Raw genomic sequence first — 20,757 nt, forward strand, 5'->3', positions numbered from 1 at the left:
CTCATCGGTCGTGCCCTTCCGGGTCGGTCGAGGGCCGCGCGCCGTGCAGCCCTTCCGCCGCCGGAGCGCTGCCCCAGCGATGGCTGCGGTCGGCGCCCGCCGCAACGATCGCCCGCTCGGAGACGCGCTCGAACAGGTCGACGCTGCGCTTGGCGTCGATGGCCGCGAGCCGCGGCCGGACCGGGCCCGACACGGTGTGGAAGCGCGCACCCGCGAGCGACAGGGCGGCGTCGAGCGGCCCCTGCTCGAGTTCGAGGCTCTGGAGGCGCGCCAGCGGCACGATCGCGAGGCTCCGCCACACGAAACCGCGACGGAGGAGCACCGCATCGTCGAGCAGCACGAAGCCGGTGCGCCTCCACGAGAGGGGCCGGATCCAGACGGCTCGGCGCGGACTGCCCACGAAACCGTCCCGGCCGCGTGACGTCATCCCGGCCTCGATCAGCCGCCGGTTCTCCTCCGTCGCGAAGGCCGGGAGGATCAGCTCGAGGACTCGCGCCACGTCGGCCTTGTCGCCGACAGGCAGCATGGTCGTGTTGGGCTGGCCCGCGGCTCCCTTCTCGCGCGAGTGGCCCGCGGTGTCGATCCGGATCTGCCACCAGCCGAAGGGCCGCCAGAGGAGGGGCTGCAGCACCTCCACAGCATGGATGCGGCCGGGCGGCAGGGTCTCGTTGCTCGTGCTGAACAGACCGAATCCCACGCGGACGCCGTCGGGGGTGCCCGCGATCGAGTAGCGCAGGGACTTCGTGAAGCGGCGGACATAGAAGCTCGCCGAGCCCAGCAGGCCCGGGAGGACGACCACGAGCAGCCAGATCGCGCCGCTCGCCGCGCCCCAGATGAGGATCGCCACGACGAACGCGACGAAGACCGTGAACCCGCTCAGGATGAGCGACCCCATGAGCCTCAGCGGAGGGATCCGCACGACCGATTCAGGAGGGGCGGCGTTCGGGTCGAGCTCGGGAGCGAGGAACTCGTTGACGCGGCGCGTGACGAGGTCGCCGACCGCTCCGGCCGCGCCGGAGTTCACAGCGGCTCCCGCGGGCGCCGCGACACCGCCCTCGGGCGGCCCGACGAGACCGGCGGACTCTGCCTCCGCCTCCCGAGCCGCCTCGGCGGCTTCCGCAGCCCGCACTCCGGAGGCCAGTCTCAGCACGTCGGACCTCAGCCCGTCGGCGAGCGCCGACCCGAGGTACGCGAGCTGCACGTTCGCGTCGTGACCGGCCACCGAGATATCCAGCTTGGCGGCACCGAAGATACGGGCGAGGAGCGGGCGGACGACGTTGATGCCCTGGATCCGGTCGAGGCGCGCCTTGCGCTGCGTGCGGAACAGCACGCCGCTGCGCACCTCCACGGCGTCGCCGGTGATGCGGAAGCTGTGCATCCGCCAGGAGACGTAGAAGAGCGCGAGGACGAGCGACAGCACGACGGCCAGCGCGAGCAGCGCCCAGCCCTCCCAGCCGCGGTTGTAGATCGCGTCGATGGGGTCGCCGCCGAGGTCCGGCGCGCCGATGAAGAAGTTCACGATCCGCTCGCGCAGGTTGCTCAGCACGAAGCCGAGCACGGCGATGAAGAAGATCCCGCCGCGCAGAAGGGGCGTCGCCGGGTGGAGGCGGTGCCACTCGCCGTCGGTGAACCGCTCCGCCGCCCTCTCCTCCGCCGACAGGGGGCCGCCGGGGATCCGCGTGGTCACAGCCCCGCCCGTCTGCTCTCCGCCAGCTCGACGAGCCGGTCCCGCAGCTCCGCGGCCTCCGGCTCCGGGAGACCGGGAACCATGACGCCGGTCGAGGCCGCGGCGGTCACGAACTTCAGATCGGCGAGACCCAGGAGGCGGCTGACCGGGCCGCGGTTGATGTCGATGAGCTGCATGCGGCCGTAGGGCACCGACACGAACCGCTGGAACATGATGCCGCGGCGGAACAGGAGGTCGTCCTCACGGAGGCGGTAGCCGATCGAACGCGCCCGGCGCGGTGCGATGACCAGCGCGATCACCGACACGACGACCACCGCGGCGAGGAGGATCCAGCCCCAGGTCCAGCCGGCCACGAGCCAGAGGAACAGCGACGCGGCGGCGAGCACCAGCCCGCTGATGATCGTGCTCACGATGACGACCACCACGTACTTCGGCGAGACGCGCCTCCACTCGCCGACGGTCAGGTCAATGCGTTCCGGCACGGACGCTCTCCCGGTGGTCGTCGTCGCCGTCGTCGGGCGGCAGGGTGCAGAAGAGCTCGGCGACGAGGCCCGCGATGAGCAGCACGATCGCGCCAGCCGTGCTGAGCGCCGTCAGCAGGATGGCGTTGCCGCCGGGGATGACGTCGCGGGTGAGCAGGTACGCGAGGAGGCCCGCCCCGGCCCCGGTGAGCAGGGCGCCGCTCAGGCTGCACGCCTTCGCGAGCACCACGATGCGCATCGCCTGGAACGGGTCGATCCGCTTGGTGCTGCGGCCGCGGACGGCGCGGCGGATCGGCACGGCGAAGGCGACGAGAATGATCGACACCGCCAGCAGGGTGATCGGCAGCGTGAGCGGTGGGATGAACACGGCCGCGCCGAGGCTGGAGGCGGTGAGCTCGGCGAGGAAGCCGACCACGAGCCCGAGGACGACGAGTCCGATGACCGTCGTCGGCCTGGTGCGGTTCACGATGTCGCCCTCTCGTCCCACCGGCGGACCGGATCGGTAGCCCGGGCCGCGAGCTCGGCGACCCGGCCGTACCCGGCGAGGGTCGCCTCCGGGTCGACATCGAGCCACGGGACGAGCACGAAGGCGCGCTCGTGGGCGCGAGGGTGCGGCAGGGTCACGCGCGGGTCGCTGGACTCACGGCCGTCGTAGTCGACGATGTCGATGTCGATCGTGCGGTCGCCCCAGCGCTCGGCGCGCTCCCGGCCGAGCCGGTCCTCCACGCGGTTCACGGCCGCGAGCAGCCCGAGCGGGTCGAGCAGCGTGTGGATGCGGGCGACCGCGTTGAGGTACGCAGGCGCCTCGTGGTCGATGCCGCCCACGCGCAGGGCGGGTGTCTCGTAGAGCGGCGAGACCGCCTCGACGGAGATGGCCGGCTCGCGCTCGAGCTCGGCGACGGCGGCACGGATCGTCGCAGCCCGGTCGCCGAGGTTGCTGCCGAAGGCGAGCACGGCCGGAACTCCGACCCGCATGCGGCGCGGACGCGGCACGACACCGCCGCTCATGACCGGCCCCGGACGATCCGGACGGCGACGTCGCCGAACGGGACCGAGATCGGCGCCTGCGGTTTGTGCACGGTCACCTCGACGCTGTGGACGGGAGGGTGTGCGAGCACGACGCCCGCGACACGCTCGGCGACGGTCTCGATGAGGTCGACCGGGTCGCGCTCGACCGCCGCCACGACCTCTTCGGCAAGCTCGCCGTAGTGGACCGTGGCCGCGAGGTCGTCCCCGGAGGCGGCGGGGCGCAGGTCGAGCCGGGCGGTCACGTCGATCACGAACTCCTGGCCGTTCTCGCGCTCGAAGTCGAAGACGCCGTGGTTCGCCCGCACCCGCAGGCCCGTCAGGACGACGGCGTCGACGGGGGCTTCGGCCGGCTCGGCGGCGAGGGAGGGCATGGGGTCAGTCATCCCGACCAGCTTGCCACGCGCGGACGACGTCGATCGCGATGCGCGTCGACGGCACGTCGTGCACGCGCACCGCCCAGGCGCCCGCCTGCGCGGCGAGGGCTGAGACCACCGCCGTCGGCGCGTCGCGATCCACCGCCGGTGCCCCCTCGGGGAGGAGAGCACCCAGAAACCGCTTGCGCGAGGCGCCGATGAGCACGGGGAAGCCGAGCCGTTCGATCTCGGGGAGCCCGGCGAGCACCTGCCAGTTGTGACGGGCGTTCTTCGAGAATCCGATGCCGGGATCGAGGATGAGCCGGTCGGGGTCGATGCCGTGCTGCAGGAGGCGCGTGACCCGCTGCGAGAGCTCGCGCCGCACCTCGGCGACCGTGTGCTCGTAGACCGCCTTCGAGTCGGCCGCGTCGAGCCTCCCGCGCCAGTGCATGACGACGTACTGGAGGCCCGTCTCGAGGACGGCGTCGGGCATCGTCTCGTCGGCCAGGCCGCCCGAGACGTCGTTGATGATGGCGGCCCCGGCCTCGGCGGCGGCACGCGCGGTCGCGGCGTTCATGGTGTCGACGCTCACGGTGATCCCGCGGGAGGCGAGCTCGGCGATGACCGGGACGACCCGGGCGCGCTCCTCCTCGGGGGCGACGTACAGGGCGCCCGGCCGCGTCGACTCGCCGCCGACGTCGATGATGTCCGCGCCCTCGGCGACGAGCTGGAGGCCGTGCTCGACCGCCGCCTCAGGCTCTAGCCAGAGCCCGCCGTCGCTGAACGAGTCCGGTGTCACATTGAGGACACCCATGATGAGCGTCACGCCACGCCCCGCCCGATGAGGGTGATGAGCTCGGCACGCGCGGCCGGCTCGGTGTAGGCGCCGCGAGCGGCGACGGTGACGGTGGTGGAGCCGCTCTGCCGCGCGCCACGCGTGGTGACGCAGGCGTGGGAGGCGTCGAGGACGACCAGCACGCCGCGAGCGGCCGTGGCCGCCACGAGGGTGTCGGCGATCTGCTCGGTCAGGCGCTCCTGGACCTGCGGCCGGGAGGCGAGCGTCTCGATCATCCGCGGGATGCGGCCCAGGCCGACCACGGTGTCACCGGGCAGGTAGGCGACGTGCGCCGTGCCGATGAACGGCAGGAGGTGGTGCTCGCACACGGACCGGAACTCGATGTCGCGCAGGAGAACCGTCTCGGCCGTGAGACCGTCCTCGAGCGGCACCGGGTCGCCGAGGTCGTCAGCCGCGTCGCGGCCGATTCCGGAGAAGAACTCCGCGTAGGCCTCGGCGACGCGCGCGGGCGTCGTCTCCAGCCCCGGACGCGCCGGATCCTCGCCGATGGCGGCGAGGATCTCGGCGACGGCCGCGGCGATACGGTCCCGGTCGACGGCGCTCATGGGCGCGGCGGCCCTAGGCGGTCGCCGGCCGCGGCTTGATGGCGGGCGACCGCTTCGGCTTGGGCGACGGCGGCTCGGAGTCGACGCCTCCGTCGACCGCGCCGGCGTCGATCGGCGCCTTCGGGAAAGCGATCGGAGGGAGGTCGGAGATCGGTCGCTTGTCGCTCGAGAGCCACTGCGGGCGCTCCGGGAGCTTCTCCACGTCGGCGAAGATCTCGGCGATCTGGTTGTGGTCGAGGGTCTCGTGCTCGAGGAGGGACGCGGCCAGGCGGTCGAGGATCGCCCGGTTGTTGTTGAGCACCTCCCACGCCTCGTCGTGAGCCTTCTCGATGAGCGCACGCACCTCGGCGTCGACGCGCTCGGCGATGCGCTCCGAGTAGTCGCGCTGGTGGCCCATGTCGCGGCCGAGGAACATCTCGCCGTTGGCCTGGCCGAGTTTCACCGAGCCGATGTCGGCGCTCATGCCGTACTCGGTGACCATCTTGCGGGCGATGGAGGTCGCCTTCTCGATGTCGTTGGAGGCGCCGGTGGTCGGGTCGTGGAAGACGATCTCCTCCGCGACGCGGCCGCCCATGGCGTAGGTCAGCTGGTCGAGCAGCTCGTTGCGGGTGACGGAGTACTTGTCCTCCAGCGGCATGACCATCGTGTAGCCGAGGGCCCGGCCGCGCGGCAGGATCGTGATCTTCGTCACCGGGTCGGTGTGGCGCATCGCGGCGGCCGCGAGCGCGTGGCCGCCCTCGTGGTACGCGGTGATGAGCTTCTCCTGGTCCTTCATGACCCGGGTGCGCTTCTGCGGACCGGCGATCACGCGGTCGACGGCCTCGTCGAGGGCGCGGTTGTCGATCAGCTGGGCGTTGGAGCGCGCTGTGAGGAGCGCGGCCTCGTTGAGCACGTTGGCGAGGTCGGCACCGGTGAAGCCCGGGGTCTTGCGCGCCAGCACCTCGAGATCGACGGAGGCGGCGAGCGGCTTGCCGCGGCCGTGCACCTCGAGGATCTTCTTGCGGCCGAGCATGTCGGGGGCGTCGACGCCGATCTGCCGGTCGAAGCGGCCCGGGCGCAGCAGCGCGGGGTCGAGGATGTCGGGGCGGTTCGTCGCCGCGATGAGGATCACGTTGGTCTTGGGGTCGAAGCCGTCCATCTCGACGAGGAGCTGGTTCAGCGTCTGCTCGCGCTCGTCGTGACCGCCTCCGAGTCCGGCGCCGCGGTGGCGGCCGACGGCGTCGATCTCGTCGATGAAGATGATGGCCGGCGAGTTCTCCTTGGCCTGCTGGAACAGGTCGCGGACGCGGCTCGCGCCGACGCCGACGAACATCTCGACGAAGTCCGAACCGGAGATCGAGTAGAACGGGACGCCCGCCTCCCCCGCGACGGCGCGGGCGAGCAGCGTCTTGCCGGTGCCGGGAGGACCGTACAGGAGGACGCCCTTGGGGATGCGGGCGCCGACCGCCTGGAACTTGGCCGGCTCCTTCAGGAAGTCCTTGATCTCCTGCAGCTCCTCGATGGCCTCGTCGGAGCCCGCGACGTCGTCGAAGGTGACCTTCGGGGTCTCCTTCGTGACGAGCTTCGCCCGCGACTTGCCGAACTGCATGACCTTGTTGCCGCCGCCCTGCATGCCCGAGATCATGATCCAGAAGAAGACGCCGATGAGCAGCGCCGGGATCAGGAAGCCGAGGATGTTGACGAACCAGTTGGGCTGCGGCACCACGTCGTCATAGCCCTTGGCGAGGTTGGCGTTGTCGACCGCCTTGACGATGTCGGCGCCGCGCGGGGTCACGTAGTAGAACTGCACCTGCGTGCCCAGGTCTCCGTCGGCCTGCTTCAGGGTGAGGTCGACGCGGTTCTCACCGTCGACGATCTTCGCGCTGGAGACCTTGTCCTGGGCCAGGAGGTCGAGCCCCTGCTGGGTGGTGACGCTCTTGAAACCGGACGCCGTGATCAGGCTCGAGCCGATCCACACCGCGATGATCGCGAGAACGACGTACAGGATCGGTCCGCGGAAGATCTTCTTGACGTTCATGGTGCGACCACAGTACCGCCTGGGCGCTGTGGGAGCGCTGCGTGTTCGCTCTGGGCGCTCTGGGCGCGAGGCGGCCCGCTGAGGCGGCCTTCCGAGGCGGTCAGCTGTAGACGGCCGGGGCCAGGATCCCGACCCCGCGGAGGGTCCGGTAGCGCTCCGCGTAGTCGAGGCCGTAGCCGACCACGAACTTGTTCGGGATATCGAAGCCGACGTACTTGACGTCGATCTCGACCCGCGCCGCCTCGGGCTTGCGCAGCAGCGTGAAGATCTCGATCGACTCGGGGCCGCGGCTGCGGAGGTTGGAGAGCAGCCACGACAGGGTGAGGCCGGAGTCGATGATGTCCTCGACGATGAGGACCGTCTTGCCGCTCAGGTCGGTGTCCAGGTCTTTGAGGATGCGCACCACGCCGCTCGACTGGGTGCCGCTGCCGTAGGAGCTGACGGCCATCCAGTCCATCGTCACGGGGAGCTTGAGCTCGCGCGACAGGTCGGCCATCACCATCACGGCGCCCTTCAGCACACCGATGAGGAGGACGTCCTTCCCGGCGTAGTCGCTCTCGATCTGGCGGGCGAGCTCGGCGATGCGCGAGGCTATCTGCTCCTCGGTGATCAGAATCTCGGTGAGGTCGGCCTGAACGTCCGTGAGTTCCATGGGGTGGCGCTGTCCTTAGGAGGTGTGGGGATGGGCCGGATCGGGTCGGAATTCGAGCAGCCCGTTCCGCCTGACCACTCTAACGCCTGGCAGATCGACGGGTCCCTGCCCGTGCCAGTCGGTGATGAGCGCCGCGACGGCGAGCGTGTGCGTGCGCGAGAGCGAGACCCCGAACTCGGTCGAGACGACCAGGCGGATGATCCGCTGGCGGAGGGCGGGAGGGTCCGCGGCCAGCCCGCGGACGTCGAGCGTCACCGCCCCGTCCTCGGCCTGGCTGACGAGCTCGAGCGCCCACTCGAGGGCGAGGCCGTCGAGCGCTTCGTCGTCCTCGCGGAGCTGCTCGGCGGTGCGGGCGAGCGCCTCCGCAACGCCCGGTCCGAGCTCGCGCTCGAGCACGGGCAGCACCTGATGGCGCACGCGCACGCGCGTATAAGAGAGGTCGTCGTTGTGCGGGTCGTCCCACGGCTCCAACCCGCTGTCGGCGCAGAACGCGCGGGTGGTGGCCCGGCGGAGGCCGAGGAAGGGGCGGAGCAGGCGGCCCGTGTCGGGAAGCATGCCTTGCAGGCTCGACGGGCCGGAGCCCCTCGCGAGGCCGAGGAGCACGGTCTCGGCCTGGTCGTCCAGCGTGTGGGCGAGCAGGATGCGGTCGGCTCCCGTCGCTGCCGACGCGCGGTCGAAGGCGGCGTGGCGGGCGGCACGCGCGGCCGCCTCCGGGCCCCCGCGCGCCTCCACGGAGACGCGTTCGACGATGACCGGCTCGAGCCCGAGCGACCCGGCCTGGGCGGCGGCGCGCTCGGCCACCTCGGCCGACCCCTCCTGCAGACCGTGGTCGACGATCACCGCGCCGGCGCGGTAGCCCGCACGCGGCGCTTCGAACGCCGTCGCGGCTGCGAGAGCGAGCGAGTCGGCGCCTCCGCTCAGCCCGACGAGCACGAGCGCTCCGGGAGCAAGGGGCCCGGGCCGGGCCGGCCCGTGGTCGTCACGGGGGTCGACGGCCGGCAGCGCGGAGGCCGCGGCGAGCGCCGTGCGGACCGCGCGACGCGCGTCGGCGATGGCCGGAGTCAGGCGCGGACGGCGCTGAGCTGCCGGGGAACCGTTGGGGGCCACCTAGTAACGTTAGACCGAGTTCACGACCACAAAGGAGCACGGCATGGCCGAATACGACGTCGTCATCGAGATCCCCAAGGGGAGCCGCAACAAGTACGAGGTGGACCACGAGACCGGTCGCGTGTACCTCGACCGCGTGCTGTTCACGAGCTTCGTGTACCCGACCGACTACGGCTTCTTCGAGAACACCCTGGGCGACGACGGCGACCCGCTGGACGCGCTGGTGCTGCTCGAGTACCCGGTCTTCCCGGGCGTGGGCGTCAAGGTGCGGCCCGTCGGCGTGCTCAACATGAACGACGAGGCCGGCGGCGACGCGAAGATCATCGCGGTGCCCTACAAGGACCCGCGCTGGCAGCACATCCAGGACGTCGCCGACATCCCCGAGCAGACCCGCAAGGAGATCGAGCACTTCTTCGCCCGCTACAAGGACCTCGAGCCGGGCAAGTTCGTCAACATCGAGGGCTGGGGCGACGCCGCCGAGGCGGAGCGCATCGTCGAGGCCGCGATCGCGAAGCTCGCCGCCGAGGGGCACTGACCCGTCCCCCTCCCGGTACACGGAACGCCCCCGATCGCTCGGGGGCGTTCTCGTTTCCGCACCGGTGCTGAGCGGAAGCGGGTCAGGCGGAGGGTCGCGCGACCATCCCCCACGGGCTGCCCCACACGGACTGGATCTTCACGACATCGCCCTCGGTCGGCGCAGCGATCATCATGCCGCCGCCGATGTAGATGCCCACGTGGTAGAAGCTTCCCGGCCCGCTGCCCCAGAAGATGAGATCACCGGGCTGCTTGCTCCAGTAGGAGACCAGCTGTCCACGGTTCGCCGCCGTGTAGTACTGGCTGTTCACCGAGTGCGAGCCGATGTAGACGCCGGCGTAGGCGTACGCCTTCATGGTGAGACCGGAGCAGTCGTAGCCGACCGGGCCCTCGCCGCCGAAGATGTACGGCTTGCCGAGCTGCGCCCGCGCGTACGAGATCGCAGACTGCACGACGTTGCCGTTGGGAGCGGCGGGGGCGCTGCCGCCGCCGCTCGACGAGGAGGAGGACGAGCCTCCGCTCCCGGCCTGCTGCGCCTGTTGCGCCGCCTGCTGCTGCGCCGCCTGCTGCTGGGCCTGCTGTGCTGCCGCTGCCGCGGCCGCTGCCGCCCGCTGCTGCGCCTCCTCGGCGGCCTTGCGCGCCGCCTCCTGCTGTGCCCTGATCTGCTCGCCCTGCAGGTACGCGGCCTCCACCTGAACGGAGGTGTTCTTGAGCGACGCGAGCTGTGCGACGAGCTCGGTCGACTTGGCCTGCTGAGTGGCCAGGGCGGCCTGCGCCTTCGCCTGGGCGTCCTTCGCCGCAGCGAGCGCGGCGGTGGCTTCGTCCGCGAGCTTGGAGCGTTCCGCCTTGGCGACCTTCGCCTGTTCGCTCAGGGATGCGGCGGTGTTCTTATCGCGGGTGGCCTGATCGTAGACGGCCTTCGACTGCTCGGTGAGCTTGCTCATCGTTCCGAGCTGGAACAGGAGCTTGTCGGCGTCGGAGCCGGAGCCTCCGCCCTTAAGCATGAGCTCGGTCGTGAGGTCGTTGCCTCCCCCCGATTTCGCCAGGTGCGACGCGAGCAGGCCGGCGCGCATCTGCGACGTCTTCGCCTTGTCGGAGGCGGCTGCCGCCTGCTTCTGGAGGTCGTCGGACTTGGCTGTGGCCTGGTCGAGCGCGTCCTTGGCCTGGAAGTAGGCCTCCGCCGCCTTCTCGGCATCGACGCGCGCCTGGTCGACGGAGGTCTGGAGGCCGCCGATCAGGGCCGTGATGTCGTCGATCATCTTCTGCTGGTTGGCGACGTTGGCCTTCGCCTGCTGCACGTCGTTCCAGGAGGGGTAATCGACCGCCTGGGCGGGGGTGACGATGCCGATGGAGGCGGTGACCGCCCCCATCACGCCCGCCCCGATCGCGATGCCGGGGTGGACGCGGGAGGTCTTCTCGTTCGCGTTAGCCAAGGGGTGCCTGCCTGTCTCTCATGAACGGGATCCCGTCGATCTTGGTCCCGTTGATGCGCACCTCGAAGTGGAGGTGGCAGCCGGTGGACGCGCCGGTCGAGCCGACCCGCGCGATGGGCTGGCCGGCGCCGACGCTCTGGCCGATGCCGACGAGGATGCCGCCGTTGCGGATGTGCGCGTAGCCCGTGTTCACACCGCCGCCGTTGTCGAGGAGGATGAAGTTGCCGTAGCTCCCGTCGGGGCCGGCGTAGATCACGGTGCCGTCGTGGGCGGCGTAGATCGGGGAGTTGCAGCCCGCGCCGATGTCGATCCCCATGTGGTAGGTGCTTCCGACGCCGTTGCCGGGCGACGCCCGCGGGCCGAAGCCGTCGGTGATGGGGCCGGCCGCGGGGACCGCCCAGCCCTGAGGGCCGACGTAGCCGCCGGGGAGGCCGCCCGCGCCCCGAGCGGCCGCTGCTGCTGCGGCTGCGGCTGCTGCCGCGGCGACACCCGCCTCGTAGCCGGCGACCGTCTGCGCGGTCTTGTCCTGCAGCGCCTTCAGCTGGGCCTGCATGATGACGATCTGCTTCTGCTGTTCGGCGAGCTTGTCCTGTGCAGCCTTGGCGGCCTCCACCGCGGCCTGCAGCGCCGCTTGCGCGGCGACGCGGAGCTTCTCCCGCTCCGCCTTCGCCACCTCGGCTTGGTCGGAGAGGGACTTGGCGGTGTTCTGCGCCGTCTTCGCGTCGGTGTAGACCTTGTCGGACTGCTGGACCAGCTTCGACATGCTGCCCAGATCGGAGAGGAGCTTGTCGGGGGAGGTCTTGCCTGCGCCGTTGCCCGAGAGGAAGAGGTTGGCGGTCAGGTTGCGCCCGCCCGTGCGATAGAGCTGCGCGGCCAGCTTGCCGGCCTGCGCGCTCGCGGTGTCGGCCTTCAGCTTGCTCTCTGCGGCGCGCTTCTCGAGGTCGAGCGCGCGCATGGAGGCGTCGTCGAACTTCGCCTCGGCGGCCTGGAGCTCCGCTCCCCGCTGCTCGGCCGCAGCCTGCGTGGACGCCACCTCTCCGTTCAGCTGCGTGATCAGGCCGTTGATGCGATCCACGGTGGCTGACGCGGCAGCCTCGTTCGACTTGGCGTTCTGGACGTCCTGCCAGCTCGGGTAGGCGTCCGCGTAAGCGGGCGCGGCGACCGACCCGGCGGCGACGATGGCGGCGAGAGCAAGGGAGGCGATGCCTCCGCGGAGCCCGGCCTGGAGAGTCCGACGGGTCGCCGGGAGACCGTCGCCGCTCGACGGTGTCCTGGTGCTCGTGTGCCGTCTCATCGCTTCCTCGACCCGCTCACTTCTGCATCGTCAGTCACACAAGTCACACGGGTCCCGTAGTCAACAGTTGCCACTGTAGCAACAGCGACCCCGTCTGCCCAGGTCGGCGGGGAGGGATCGAACGGAGGGAACGGCGCGCGGCTCGCGCGGGCGGCCGGGGGTGACCGCCTGCCCGGAGACTACGATCGCCTCCCCCGCATGCGGCGGATTTCCGGTGGCCCGTCGCCCGATTGGAGGCGTCCCCTGACCCCGGGCGCGCCCGGGCTGCGCCTCGGATTGGCATTCTTCGCGGGATATCCGTATGCTTGACCGTCGGTGGTCATCGGAAAGCGAAAGCGATTCGGGACGATCCGGCCCCATCGTTTAGCGGCCTAGGACGCCGCCCTTTCACGGCGGTAGCACGGGTTCGAATCCCGTTGGGGTCACGTCCAACGGTGTCCACTACAATTCAAGAGCAACACAATCAGGCCCTGTAGCGCAGTCGGTTAGCGTGCCGCCCTGTCACGGCGGAGGTCGCGGGTTCAAGTCCCGTCAGGGTCGCCACGGCGAGAAGCCCTTCCCCACGGAAGGGCTTCTCGCTCAACCGGCCACCTGTGGTCGGTGCCGCTCATGCGGCACAGCCGGAAACGGCAACGGCTCTGTAGCTCAGTTGGTAGAGCGTTCGACTGAAAATCGAAAGGTCACCGGATCGATGCCGGTCGGAGCCACCAAGAAACCCCCGGTCCTATTCGGAATCCGGGGGTTTTTTGTTTGCTCGTCGAGGCGGTCGAAATGCCGTCTGACTACGTTTTGACTACAACTGATTTCGCAGCCTGGGCATCGAGCGCGTTCGCAACGTCGTCAAGGTCATCGTCGAAGAGGTCGGCGTATACATCGAGAGTCATCGCGGCCGAGGCGTGGCCGAGCATCCTCTGGACCGACTTCACGTTCGCGCCGGCTGACACGGCGAGTGATGCGGCGGTGTGCCTGAGGTCGTGGAGGGTGAGCCGCGGAAAAGTGTCGTCCTTCTCCATGCATCGTGCGACGGCAGCGTTGAAGACGCGGTTCCGATAGTTGCCGGCCCGAAGAACCCCACCGTCTGCGCCAGTGAAGACCGGTTCCTCCGGATCCCGCCCGGCGCAGCGCGCTTCGAGCGGTGGAGTCAGCAGGTCGGGGAATGGTACCGACCGTCGCTCGTGGTTCTTCGGCGTTCCCTAGATGATCACACCTCGGGGCTCCGAGACGGCGCGGGCTACATCGAGCCGACGGCGAACGAAGTCGACCCGGTTAATCCGAAGGCCGGCCATCTCGCCCCAGCGGAGCCCCGTGTAGGCGAGAAACAGGACGACATCACCTTGGTCACCGCATTCCGTCGCCAGCGCACGCACTTGCGAGTGTGTCAGATAGCCATGCTCGCGCGATGCCAGCCTCGGTAGTTGAATCCCGTCCGACGGGTTAAGGGTGAGGCGTCCATCACGGATCGCGTACTTCAGCACGCCAGCCAGCACGAGATGTATCTGCCGCACCATCGAGGGGCCGAGGGTGGTCGAGAGCTCTCCCACCCACGTTTGGACGTCGCTGTGGCGCACATCCACCAGTCGGGTGTTACCCCAGCGAGGAAGAACGTACTTGTCGAGATGGAAGCGGTAGCCCGAGCGAGTCGTCGGTTTCACCTGCACCTGGGCACGAAACCACTCCTCGGCCACGAGCGAAACCGGAGTGCTTGCCTTCGTAGGGTCGACCCACTCACCCTTGGCTTGCGAGACGTTGACGGATGAGAGGAAGAACTCAGCGGCGCGCTTCGTGGTGAAACCGCGCTTCATCGTGTTGCGATGGTCAGGCGTCCGGTATTGAACTCGATATCGCTTGCCCGCCGCGGTCTCGTAGGGCTCAATCGATCCCATGTCCGACACCCCCTAAACGAATGAGTCGATTATCCGCCGGGCTACTGACAAGAACCTGTCGCCCCTCTATCGGGTTGTTTCGACAATCCCGGAATACCTTCTGGGGGTATACGTGTTATCGTGATTGTTATACCCATTGGGGGTATACAACGAGAGGATCGACGATGAGCGAGAACGTGTACCAGGTGACCGGGATGACCTGCGGCCACTGCGAGATGTCCGTACGCGAAGAAGTCGAGCAGGTGGCGGGCGTGACCGCCCTCACTGTGAGCGCGCAGACCGGGAAGCTGGTCGTCACCTCGGCCGAGCCGATCGACGACTCTGCCGTGCTGGCCGCCGTCGAAGAGGCCGGGTACTCCGCTGTGCGCGCCTAAAGACCCAGCACAGCGACCCGCGCACAACGCACTCTGATCGAGGAGGTTCAATGAGCATCACGACCCCGGCTGATGAGCCGAACACCGCAGTAGAGCTGGAAATCGGCGGGATGACCTGTGCCTCCTGCGCGATGCGGGTCGAGAAGAAGCTGAACAAACTCGATGGCGTCACCGCGACGGTCAACTACGCTACCGAGAAGGCGAAGGTGACCGCTCCTCGCGGGTACGAGGTCGCCGCGCTGATCGCGGAAGTGGAGAAGGCGGGCTACACCGCCGCCGTGCCCGCGCCGCCGGCTCCTCCTGCCGAGCTGGCTGCTGCGGAACCGGTCGACGCGGAGCTCGCTTCCTTGCGCACGCGATTGCTGATCTCGGCGGTGCTGACCGTGCCGGTGGTTGTCCTGGCGATGGTCCCGGTGCTCCAGTTCACGTATTGGCAGTGGGCCTCCCTGACGCTCGCGGCGCCGGTCGTGGTTTGGGGTGCGTGGCCGTTCCACAAGGCGGCGTGGACGAACCTCCGGCACGGTGCGGCGACGATGGACACCCTCATCTCCTTGGGTGTGACAGCCGCCTTCCTCTGGTCGCTGTACGCGCTGTTCCTCGGCACGGCGGGTATGCCCGGTATGACACACGCTTTCGAGTTGACGCTCGCGCCCTCGGACGGCGCGTCGAACATCTACCTGGAGGTGGCCTCCGGGGTGACGGTGTTCATCCTCGCCGGGCGCTACTTCGAGAAGCGGGCGAAGCGGCGGGCGGGAGCGGCCCTGCGCGCACTGCTGGAGCTGGGCGCGAAGGAGGTCGCGGTGCTCCGCGACGGGGTGGAGTCGCGGATCCCCGTCGAGAAGCTGCGGGTGGGTGATGAGTTCGTGGTCCGCCCTGGGGAGAAGATCGCGACCGACGGCGTCGTCGTCTCCGGCAGCTCGGCTGTCGATGCGTCGATGCTCACCGGCGAGTCGGTGCCCGTCGAGGTCGTCGCCGGCGACGCGGTGGCCGGTGCCACCGTCAACGCGGGCGGGCGCTTGGTCGTCCGGGCGACCCGCGTCGGATCCGAGACGCAGCTGGCACAGATGGCTCGGCTCGTGGAGGACGCACAGACCGGCAAGGCGGAGGTGCAACGGCTGGCAGACCGGGTCTCGGCCGTCTTCGTGCCGATCGTTATCGCGATCGCTATCGTGACCCTCGCAGCCTGGCTGATCGCCGGGTACCCGGTCGCCGCCGCCTTCACCGCTGCGGTCGCCGTCCTCGTGATCGCCTGCCCCTGCGCACTTGGACTGGCCACGCCGACCGCCCTGCTGGTCGGCACCGGACGCGGAGCCCAGCTGGGAGTCCTCATCACCGGACCCGAAGTCCTCGAGTCCACTCGCACTGTCGACACCGTCGTGCTCGACAAGACCGGCACGGTCACCACCGGCCGCATGACCCTCGTCGAGACGATCGCAGAGGCCTGCACCGACCGTGACGAGCTGCTGCGGCTCGCCGGAGCGCTCGAACACGCCTCCGAGCACCCGATCGCGCAGGCGATCGCCAAGGCCGCGACCGAGCAGGCCGGCGCTCTCCCGCCCGTCGACGAGTTCCAGAACATCGAAGGCCGAGGCGTTCAGGGCGTCGTCGAGGGGCACGCTGTGCTCGTCGGCCGCGAACCACTCTTGGCAGACTGGTCGCTCGCACTCAGCCCGGAACTCGCCGCCCGCAAAGCGGCGGCCGAAGCCGGAGGCAAGACGGTCGTGACCGTCGCGTGGGACGGCCAGACCCGCGGCATCCTCATCGTGGCCGACACGCTCAAACCAACCAGCGCCGAAGCGGTCGCCGACCTCCGGAAACTGGGACTGACGCCCATCCTCCTCACCGGCGACAACCAGGCCGTCGCCGAGCGGATCGCCGCTGAGGCGGGCATCGACCGGGTCATCGCCGAGGTCCTCCCACAGGACAAGGTGGCTGTGATCGCCGGGCTGCAGAAGGAGGGACGAATCGTCGCGATGGTCGGCGACGGCGTCAACGACGCACCCGCCCTCGCGCAGGCCGACCTCGGCCTGGCGATGGGGACCGGCACCGACGCGGCCATCCAGGCCTCGGACATCACCCTGGTGCGCGGCGACCTGCGCGGCGCGGTCGACGCCATCCGGCTCTCCCGGAAGACCCTCCGGACGATCAAGTCGAACCTGTTCTGGGCCTTCGCCTACAACGTCGCCGCCATCCCGATCGCTGCCCTCGGGCTGCTGAATCCGATGCTCGCCGGGGCGGCAATGGCCGCCTCCAGTGTGTTCGTCGTCGGCAACAGCCTGCGCCTGCGCAGCTTCACCAGCATCGTGCCGAGCACGGTGTCACACTCGAACAAGAGCATTCGCACAACGGAAGTGACCTCATGACCGACCCGCACGCTCACCACCAGCACACCGAGACCGCCGAACCCGCGGCTCACGACGCGCACACCGCCGACCACGCCGCCATGGATCACAGCAGCATGGACCACGACGGCCATGCCGGCCATTCGGGCCACGGCGACCACGTCGGGCAGTTCCGGCGTTTGTTCTGGATCAACCTGATCATCGCCCTCCCGGTCGTCGCGACCTCGCAGATGTTCGCGATGATCCTCGGCTACACCGTGCCGGGCTGGGCGCTCTGGATCGCGCCCGTTCTCGGCACCGTCATGTACGTCTGGGGCGGCTGGCCGTTCCTCAGCGGCGCCTACAGCGAGCTGAAGAGCCGCACGCCGGGCATGATGCTGCTGATCGGGCTGGCGATCACCGTGGCGTTCTTCGCCTCCTGGGGAGCCACCCTCGGCCTGCTCGACCACGAGCTGGAGTTCTGGTGGGAGCTCGCCCTCCTGATCGTGATCATGCTGCTCGGGCACTGGATCGAGATGCGCTCCCTCGCACAGACCAGTTCGGCGCTCGACTCCCTCGCCGCTCTCCTCCCCGACGAGGCGGAGCGGGTCGAGGGTGACACCACCGTGAAGGTCGCTCCCGCGGATCTCCGTGTTGGGGATGTGGTGCTCATCCGGCCCGGCGGCAGCGTTCCCGCCGACGGCCGGATCGTGGACGGTCGCGCGGAAATCGACGAGTCGATGGTGACCGGCGAATCCCGCCCGGTCTCCCGCGGCGATGGGGACGCGGTGACCGCCGGGACGGTGGCGGTCGATTCCGGCCTCCGGGTCGAGGTCACCGCCGTCGGCGACGACACGGCCCTCGCCGGAATCCAGCGCTTGGTCACGGAGGCGCAGAACTCCTCCTCCCGCGCTCAGCGCATCGCGGACCGTGCCGCCGCACTGTTGTTCTGGTTCGCCCTCGGCGCCGCGATCATCACCGCGATCGTCTGGACCCTCGTCGGCAGCCCCGACGACGCGGTGGTGCGCACCATAACGGTGCTCGTGATCGCCTGCCCGCACGCGCTCGGGCTCGCCATCCCGCTGGTCGTCTCCATCGCGACCGAGCGCGCCGCCCGCGGCGGTGTGCTGGTGAAAGACCGGCTCGCGCTGGAGAGCATGCGAACCGTCGACACCGTCCTGTTCGACAAGACCGGCACCCTCACCAAGGGCGAGCCGACCGTCACCGCGATCGCACCCGTCGGCACGCTGACGGAGGACGAGGTCCTCGCCCTCGCCGCCGCAGCCGAGGCCGACAGCGAGCACCCGTTGGCTACGGCTATGGTCCGCGCCGCACGCGAGCGCGAGCTGACCCTGCCGACCGCCTCCGGCTTCACATCCTCTCCGGCTGTCGGCGTGACCGCAACGGTCGACGGAGCAGAGATCCGCGTCGGCGGCCCCCGCCTGCTCGAAGAAGCAGGAGCTGCGGAGGTCTACGAGGCAGACGTGTGGCGGAGCGAAGGAGCGATCATCCTCCATGTCCTCCGCGACGGCACCCTCGTCGGCGGGCTGAAGCTCGCCGACGAGATCCGCCCGGAATCCCGGGAGGCCGTTGACCTTCTCCACAAGCTGGGCATCCAAGTCGTGATGATCACCGGCGACGCCGAAGCGGTCGCGAACGCGGTCGCCGCCGAACTCGGCATCGACCGCACCTACGCGCACGTGCGCCCGGAGGACAAATCCAGCACGGTCGCCGAACTCCAGAAGGAAGGCAGGAAGGTGGCGATGGTCGGCGACGGCGTCAACGACGCACCCGCCCTCGCCCAAGCCGACGTCGGCATCGCGATCGGCGCCGGAACCGACGTCGCAATCGCCTCCGCAGGTGTCATCCTGGCCAGCTCCGACCCCCGCAGCGTGCTCTCGGTCATCGAACTCTCCCGCGCGAGCTACCGCAAGATGAAGCAGAACCTGTGGTGGGCCGCCGGCTACAACCTGATCTCGGTGCCGCTGGCCGCCGGCGTGCTCGCCCCGATCGGCTTCGTACTGCCGATGTCCGTCGGTGCGATCCTCATGTCGCTGTCGACCGTCGTGGTCGCCCTCAACGCCCAACTGCTCCGCCGGCTCGACCTCGCCCCCGAGGTCAGCACCCGCGGCATCCTCACCCGCTGAGGCCGTCCTTCTCCCACTCATGAAAGGCCCCCGATGACCGAGCACGACCACACCGAATACGGCTACATCACCGACAAGGACAAGTACCTCAACCGCCTGAAGCGCATCGAAGGCCAGGCGCGGGGGATCTCACGAATGGTGGACGAGGAGCAGTACTGCATCGACATCCTCACCCAGATCAGCGCTCTCACCAGCGCCCTGCAAGCCGTCGCCGTCGGCCTCCTCGACGACCACCTCAAGCACTGCGTCGTGGACGCCGCACGACTCGGCGGCGACGAGGCGGACATCAAGATCAAAGAGGCGAGCGACGCAATCGCCCGCCTCGTGCGCTCCTGAACCCATCCCCGGCCGGGGCCTAACCGCCTGACCGCCCGAGCTCGTCCCGTCGCCGGATGTACTCCTCGTGATCGATCTCACCCCGGGCATACCGCTCATCGAGGATCGCCCTCGCCGAGGTATTCGGCGGAGGAACGGTGCCGGCACCGCCAGACGGGAGGCGCCGGGTCAGCGTGACGACCAGCACGACGACCACTGCGATGATCAACAGCGGAACCAGCAGCCACACGATCCACCAGGCCCCCGCGCCGCCCATCATCCAGCCGTGCATGAACGCCTCCTCCGTCGAGTTCTGCGACCAGCGTGAGCTCACTGCGAGGCGGTACAGCGGGCACAAAGTCCCGTCCACATTAAACCCCCGGTGGGTATTCAGGCTGCGCCGCTAGCTTGGTACTCAGAAGGAGGACGCATGCTCGACGACTGCCTCTCCGCGCACACCCGCACGTGGCGCTGCGTGCTCGTCCTCCTCGTCGCGGTCGCCGGCATCGTCACCGGGATCCTGGCCATGCACGTGTTCAGCACACCCGTGAGCCCACCGCATGCGATGGCTGCGTCCCACGCAGAGGCCGGCATGAGCGACGCCGGACAGAGGCACGTGGTCGACGCACAGCCGGCGACGCAAGCCGCATCGACCTCGGCATCGGGGATGACCGGCGGGTGCGCCGCCGGTGGCTGCGACCCCACGCATGACATGACCGCGATGGTGTGCACCTTGGCCCTCCTGGGAGCGACGATCCTGCTGATCGGGTCCGCTCTGACCCGCGCCGCGCTCGGCATGGGTCGGCGCGCTGCACCCGCCACCCTGATCCGGTCGCTCGCCCGCACCATCTGGGCGCCCCCACCCTCCCTTCTGGCTTTTTCCGTCGATCGCAGATGACGCACGGCGCACCACTCCGCGCACGCGCGGCGGTGCCTCACCATGCCCCCATCCGCACATCCACACGACGAAAGACACCGAAACCCATGAACACCAGACTGATCGCTCTCACCTCCGGCGCCCTCCTGACCGCCGCCGCCCTGGCCGGCTGCACCGCAACCTCCTCGGACGACGACGCGCGCATGGGGAACATGCCCGGCATGGACCACAGCGACACGCGCACCGACACCTCCACGTCGGACCACAACCAAGCCGACATCGCCTTCGCGACGATGATGGTCCCCCATCACCAGCAGGCCATCGAGATGTCCGACACCCTGCTGGCCAAGCCGGGCGTCGACGCCCGGGTGACCGAGCTCGCGCAGAAGATCAAGGCCGCTCAGCAGCCGGAGATCGACACGATGAACGGCTGGCTCGACGCCTGGGGGCAGAAGTCCGACATGGGCGGCATGGACATGGGCGGCGACGGCATGATGTCGCAGCACGACATGGACACGCTGAAGAACGCCTCCGGCGCTGATGCGGCACAGCTGTTCCTCACCCAGATGATCGAGCACCACCAGGGCGCCATCACGATGGCCACGACCGAGACCGAGAAGGGGAAGTCGACCGACGCCGTCGCGCTGGCGAAGAAGATCGTCGCCGCGCAGACCGCCGAGATCGCCACCATGCGGCAGCTCCTCGCCAGCCTCTGACCGGCGGGTCGCACCGAACGCGGGCGCCGTCACGCCTCACCGCGTGGCGGCGCCCCGCGTCTGCGCCTCCAGTGTGACCTGACTGGATGCGCGCGATGCGGGTGCCTCAGCGTGGAAACCTGCGCGCTCCCGAAC

At 69.6% G+C, this 20,757-nt stretch carries 21 protein-coding genes, 3 tRNA genes and 1 pseudogene; 10 read left to right on the forward strand and 15 right to left on the reverse strand.

Annotated features, from left to right (window positions below; genetic code table 11):
* Nucleotide 1: 1 nt before the first annotated feature.
* The 10 genes from FPT20_RS13210 to tilS form a co-directional block, all read right to left on the reverse strand.
* Nucleotides 2-1,687, reverse strand: a complete 1,686-nt coding sequence (locus tag FPT20_RS13210; RefSeq protein ID WP_158865984.1) for a PH domain-containing protein — start codon at nucleotides 1,685-1,687, stop codon at nucleotides 2-4.
* Nucleotides 1,684-2,169, reverse strand: coding sequence for a PH domain-containing protein (locus FPT20_RS13215; protein WP_158865986.1), 486 nt, complete (start codon nucleotides 2,167-2,169; stop codon nucleotides 1,684-1,686). Before FPT20_RS13215 ends, FPT20_RS13210 begins: the two co-directional genes overlap by 4 nt.
* Nucleotides 2,153-2,635: a DUF3180 domain-containing protein gene (locus FPT20_RS13220; protein ID WP_158865988.1), complete on the reverse strand. Its 483-nt coding sequence runs from the start codon at nucleotides 2,633-2,635 to the stop codon at nucleotides 2,153-2,155. Before FPT20_RS13220 ends, FPT20_RS13215 begins: the two co-directional genes overlap by 17 nt.
* Entirely contained in the window at nucleotides 2,632-3,177 is a 546-nt protein-coding gene (folK, locus tag FPT20_RS13225) for a 2-amino-4-hydroxy-6-hydroxymethyldihydropteridine diphosphokinase (protein WP_158865990.1), read from the reverse strand. Before folK ends, FPT20_RS13220 begins: the two co-directional genes overlap by 4 nt.
* Nucleotides 3,174-3,581, reverse strand: a complete 408-nt coding sequence (folB, locus tag FPT20_RS13230; protein ID WP_233265521.1) for a dihydroneopterin aldolase — start codon at nucleotides 3,579-3,581, stop codon at nucleotides 3,174-3,176. Before folB ends, folK begins: the two co-directional genes overlap by 4 nt.
* Complete coding sequence (gene folP, locus FPT20_RS13235) at nucleotides 3,574-4,377, reverse strand: dihydropteroate synthase (RefSeq protein ID WP_158865992.1); 804 nt, start codon at nucleotides 4,375-4,377, stop codon at nucleotides 3,574-3,576. Before folP ends, folB begins: the two co-directional genes overlap by 8 nt.
* Nucleotides 4,374-4,952 carry a GTP cyclohydrolase I FolE gene (gene folE / locus FPT20_RS13240; protein WP_158865994.1) on the reverse strand — a complete coding sequence of 193 codons (579 nt, stop codon included), beginning with the start codon at nucleotides 4,950-4,952 and terminating at the stop codon, nucleotides 4,374-4,376. Before folE ends, folP begins: the two co-directional genes overlap by 4 nt.
* Before the next feature lie 13 nt (nucleotides 4,953-4,965).
* The gene (gene ftsH / locus FPT20_RS13245; protein ID WP_158865996.1) at nucleotides 4,966-6,969 is read right to left on the reverse strand and encodes an ATP-dependent zinc metalloprotease FtsH; all 2,004 of its coding nucleotides are present in this window, start codon (nucleotides 6,967-6,969) and stop codon (nucleotides 4,966-4,968) included.
* A 100-nt stretch (nucleotides 6,970-7,069) separates the two neighbouring features.
* Complete coding sequence (gene hpt / locus FPT20_RS13250; RefSeq protein ID WP_158865998.1) at nucleotides 7,070-7,621, reverse strand: hypoxanthine phosphoribosyltransferase; 552 nt, start codon at nucleotides 7,619-7,621, stop codon at nucleotides 7,070-7,072.
* 15 nt (nucleotides 7,622-7,636) lie between these two features.
* A complete protein-coding gene (gene tilS / locus FPT20_RS13255; RefSeq protein ID WP_158866001.1) occupies nucleotides 7,637-8,728 on the reverse strand; it encodes a tRNA lysidine(34) synthetase TilS in 1,092 nt (363 codons plus the stop codon).
* Nucleotides 8,729-8,771: 43 nt separating this feature from the next.
* Between tilS and FPT20_RS13260 the strand changes: the two genes are divergently transcribed.
* Entirely contained in the window at nucleotides 8,772-9,263 is a 492-nt protein-coding gene (locus FPT20_RS13260; RefSeq protein ID WP_158866003.1) for an inorganic diphosphatase, read from the forward strand.
* Nucleotides 9,264-9,345: 82 nt separating this feature from the next.
* Here FPT20_RS13260 and FPT20_RS13265 read toward each other — a convergent pair whose 3' ends face one another.
* Both FPT20_RS13265 and FPT20_RS13270 read right to left on the reverse strand, forming a co-directional pair.
* Nucleotides 9,346-10,695: a C40 family peptidase gene (locus FPT20_RS13265; protein ID WP_158866005.1), complete on the reverse strand. Its 1,350-nt coding sequence runs from the start codon at nucleotides 10,693-10,695 to the stop codon at nucleotides 9,346-9,348.
* Nucleotides 10,688-11,989, reverse strand: coding sequence for a M23 family metallopeptidase (locus FPT20_RS13270; RefSeq protein WP_158866007.1), 1,302 nt, complete (start codon nucleotides 11,987-11,989; stop codon nucleotides 10,688-10,690). The genes FPT20_RS13265 and FPT20_RS13270 overlap by 8 nt, the downstream gene beginning before the upstream one ends.
* Before the next feature lie 352 nt (nucleotides 11,990-12,341).
* Between FPT20_RS13270 and FPT20_RS13275 the strand changes: the two genes are divergently transcribed.
* The 3 genes from FPT20_RS13275 (at nucleotide 12,342) to FPT20_RS13285 (ending at nucleotide 12,699) form a co-directional block, all read left to right on the forward strand.
* Nucleotides 12,342-12,414, forward strand: a tRNA-Glu gene (locus FPT20_RS13275).
* 41 nt (nucleotides 12,415-12,455) lie between these two features.
* Nucleotides 12,456-12,532 (forward strand) — tRNA-Asp (locus FPT20_RS13280).
* Between the two features lie 91 nt (nucleotides 12,533-12,623).
* A tRNA-Phe gene (locus FPT20_RS13285) sits at nucleotides 12,624-12,699 on the forward strand.
* A gap of 72 nt (nucleotides 12,700-12,771) precedes the next feature.
* Here the strand turns inward: FPT20_RS13285 and FPT20_RS17845 are convergent.
* Together FPT20_RS17845 and FPT20_RS17850 are read right to left on the reverse strand one after the other, a co-directional pair.
* Nucleotides 12,772-13,161: pseudogene (locus FPT20_RS17845) on the reverse strand (tyrosine-type recombinase/integrase); the annotation flags it as partial.
* Nucleotides 13,162-13,182: 21 nt separating this feature from the next.
* Nucleotides 13,183-13,872, reverse strand: coding sequence for a tyrosine-type recombinase/integrase (locus tag FPT20_RS17850; RefSeq protein WP_199245784.1), 690 nt, complete (start codon nucleotides 13,870-13,872; stop codon nucleotides 13,183-13,185).
* 164 nt (nucleotides 13,873-14,036) lie between these two features.
* Between FPT20_RS17850 and FPT20_RS13295 the strand changes: the two genes are divergently transcribed.
* The 4 genes from FPT20_RS13295 to FPT20_RS13310 are packed head-to-tail and all read left to right on the forward strand — an operon-like array spanning nucleotide 14,037 to nucleotide 19,050.
* Nucleotides 14,037-14,246, forward strand: coding sequence for a heavy-metal-associated domain-containing protein (locus FPT20_RS13295; protein WP_158866009.1), 210 nt, complete (start codon nucleotides 14,037-14,039; stop codon nucleotides 14,244-14,246).
* 50 nt (nucleotides 14,247-14,296) lie between these two features.
* Nucleotides 14,297-16,609, forward strand: coding sequence for a heavy metal translocating P-type ATPase (locus tag FPT20_RS13300; RefSeq protein ID WP_158866011.1), 2,313 nt, complete (start codon nucleotides 14,297-14,299; stop codon nucleotides 16,607-16,609).
* Entirely contained in the window at nucleotides 16,606-18,714 is a 2,109-nt protein-coding gene (locus tag FPT20_RS13305; protein WP_158866013.1) for a heavy metal translocating P-type ATPase, read from the forward strand. The genes FPT20_RS13300 and FPT20_RS13305 overlap by 4 nt, the downstream gene beginning before the upstream one ends.
* Before the next feature lie 33 nt (nucleotides 18,715-18,747).
* Nucleotides 18,748-19,050 carry a metal-sensitive transcriptional regulator gene (locus tag FPT20_RS13310; protein WP_158866015.1) on the forward strand — a complete coding sequence of 101 codons (303 nt, stop codon included), beginning with the start codon at nucleotides 18,748-18,750 and terminating at the stop codon, nucleotides 19,048-19,050.
* 19 nt (nucleotides 19,051-19,069) lie between these two features.
* On the opposite strand, the gene FPT20_RS13315 is transcribed toward FPT20_RS13310, so the two are convergent.
* The gene (locus tag FPT20_RS13315) at nucleotides 19,070-19,363 is read right to left on the reverse strand and encodes an SHOCT domain-containing protein (RefSeq protein ID WP_233265522.1); all 294 of its coding nucleotides are present in this window, start codon (nucleotides 19,361-19,363) and stop codon (nucleotides 19,070-19,072) included.
* Between the two features lie 96 nt (nucleotides 19,364-19,459).
* Between FPT20_RS13315 and FPT20_RS13320 the strand changes: the two genes are divergently transcribed.
* A complete protein-coding gene (locus FPT20_RS13320; protein WP_158866017.1) occupies nucleotides 19,460-19,927 on the forward strand; it encodes a DUF6153 family protein in 468 nt (155 codons plus the stop codon).
* An 86-nt stretch (nucleotides 19,928-20,013) separates the two neighbouring features.
* Nucleotides 20,014-20,622, forward strand: coding sequence for a DUF305 domain-containing protein (locus FPT20_RS13325; protein ID WP_158866019.1), 609 nt, complete (start codon nucleotides 20,014-20,016; stop codon nucleotides 20,620-20,622).
* Nucleotides 20,623-20,757 lie beyond the last annotated feature (135 nt).

This window comes from Leifsonia sp. AG29 (genome assembly GCF_009765225.1).
Lineage (GTDB): Bacteria > Actinomycetota > Actinomycetes > Actinomycetales > Microbacteriaceae > Leifsonia.

Coding starts and splice junctions, on each gene's coding strand:
- folK (WP_158865990.1), bottom strand. CDS start 3,177: ATGAGCGGCGGTGTCGTGCCGCGTCCGCGCCGCATGCGGGTCGGAGTT.
- folB (WP_233265521.1), bottom strand. CDS start 3,581: ATGACTGACCCCATGCCCTCCCTCGCCGCCGAGCCGGCCGAAGCCCCC.
- folE (WP_158865994.1), bottom strand. CDS start 4,952: ATGAGCGCCGTCGACCGGGACCGTATCGCCGCGGCCGTCGCCGAGATC.
- ftsH (WP_158865996.1), bottom strand. CDS start 6,969: ATGAACGTCAAGAAGATCTTCCGCGGACCGATCCTGTACGTCGTTCTC.
- hpt (WP_158865998.1), bottom strand. CDS start 7,621: ATGGAACTCACGGACGTTCAGGCCGACCTCACCGAGATTCTGATCACC.
- FPT20_RS13260 (WP_158866003.1), top strand. CDS start 8,772: ATGGCCGAATACGACGTCGTCATCGAGATCCCCAAGGGGAGCCGCAAC.
- FPT20_RS13270 (WP_158866007.1), bottom strand. CDS start 11,989: ATGAGACGGCACACGAGCACCAGGACACCGTCGAGCGGCGACGGTCTC.
- FPT20_RS17850 (WP_199245784.1), bottom strand. CDS start 13,872: ATGGGATCGATTGAGCCCTACGAGACCGCGGCGGGCAAGCGATATCGA.
- FPT20_RS13295 (WP_158866009.1), top strand. CDS start 14,037: ATGAGCGAGAACGTGTACCAGGTGACCGGGATGACCTGCGGCCACTGC.
- FPT20_RS13300 (WP_158866011.1), top strand. CDS start 14,297: ATGAGCATCACGACCCCGGCTGATGAGCCGAACACCGCAGTAGAGCTG.
- FPT20_RS13305 (WP_158866013.1), top strand. CDS start 16,606: ATGACCGACCCGCACGCTCACCACCAGCACACCGAGACCGCCGAACCC.
- FPT20_RS13310 (WP_158866015.1), top strand. CDS start 18,748: ATGACCGAGCACGACCACACCGAATACGGCTACATCACCGACAAGGAC.
- FPT20_RS13320 (WP_158866017.1), top strand. CDS start 19,460: ATGCTCGACGACTGCCTCTCCGCGCACACCCGCACGTGGCGCTGCGTG.
- FPT20_RS13325 (WP_158866019.1), top strand. CDS start 20,014: ATGAACACCAGACTGATCGCTCTCACCTCCGGCGCCCTCCTGACCGCC.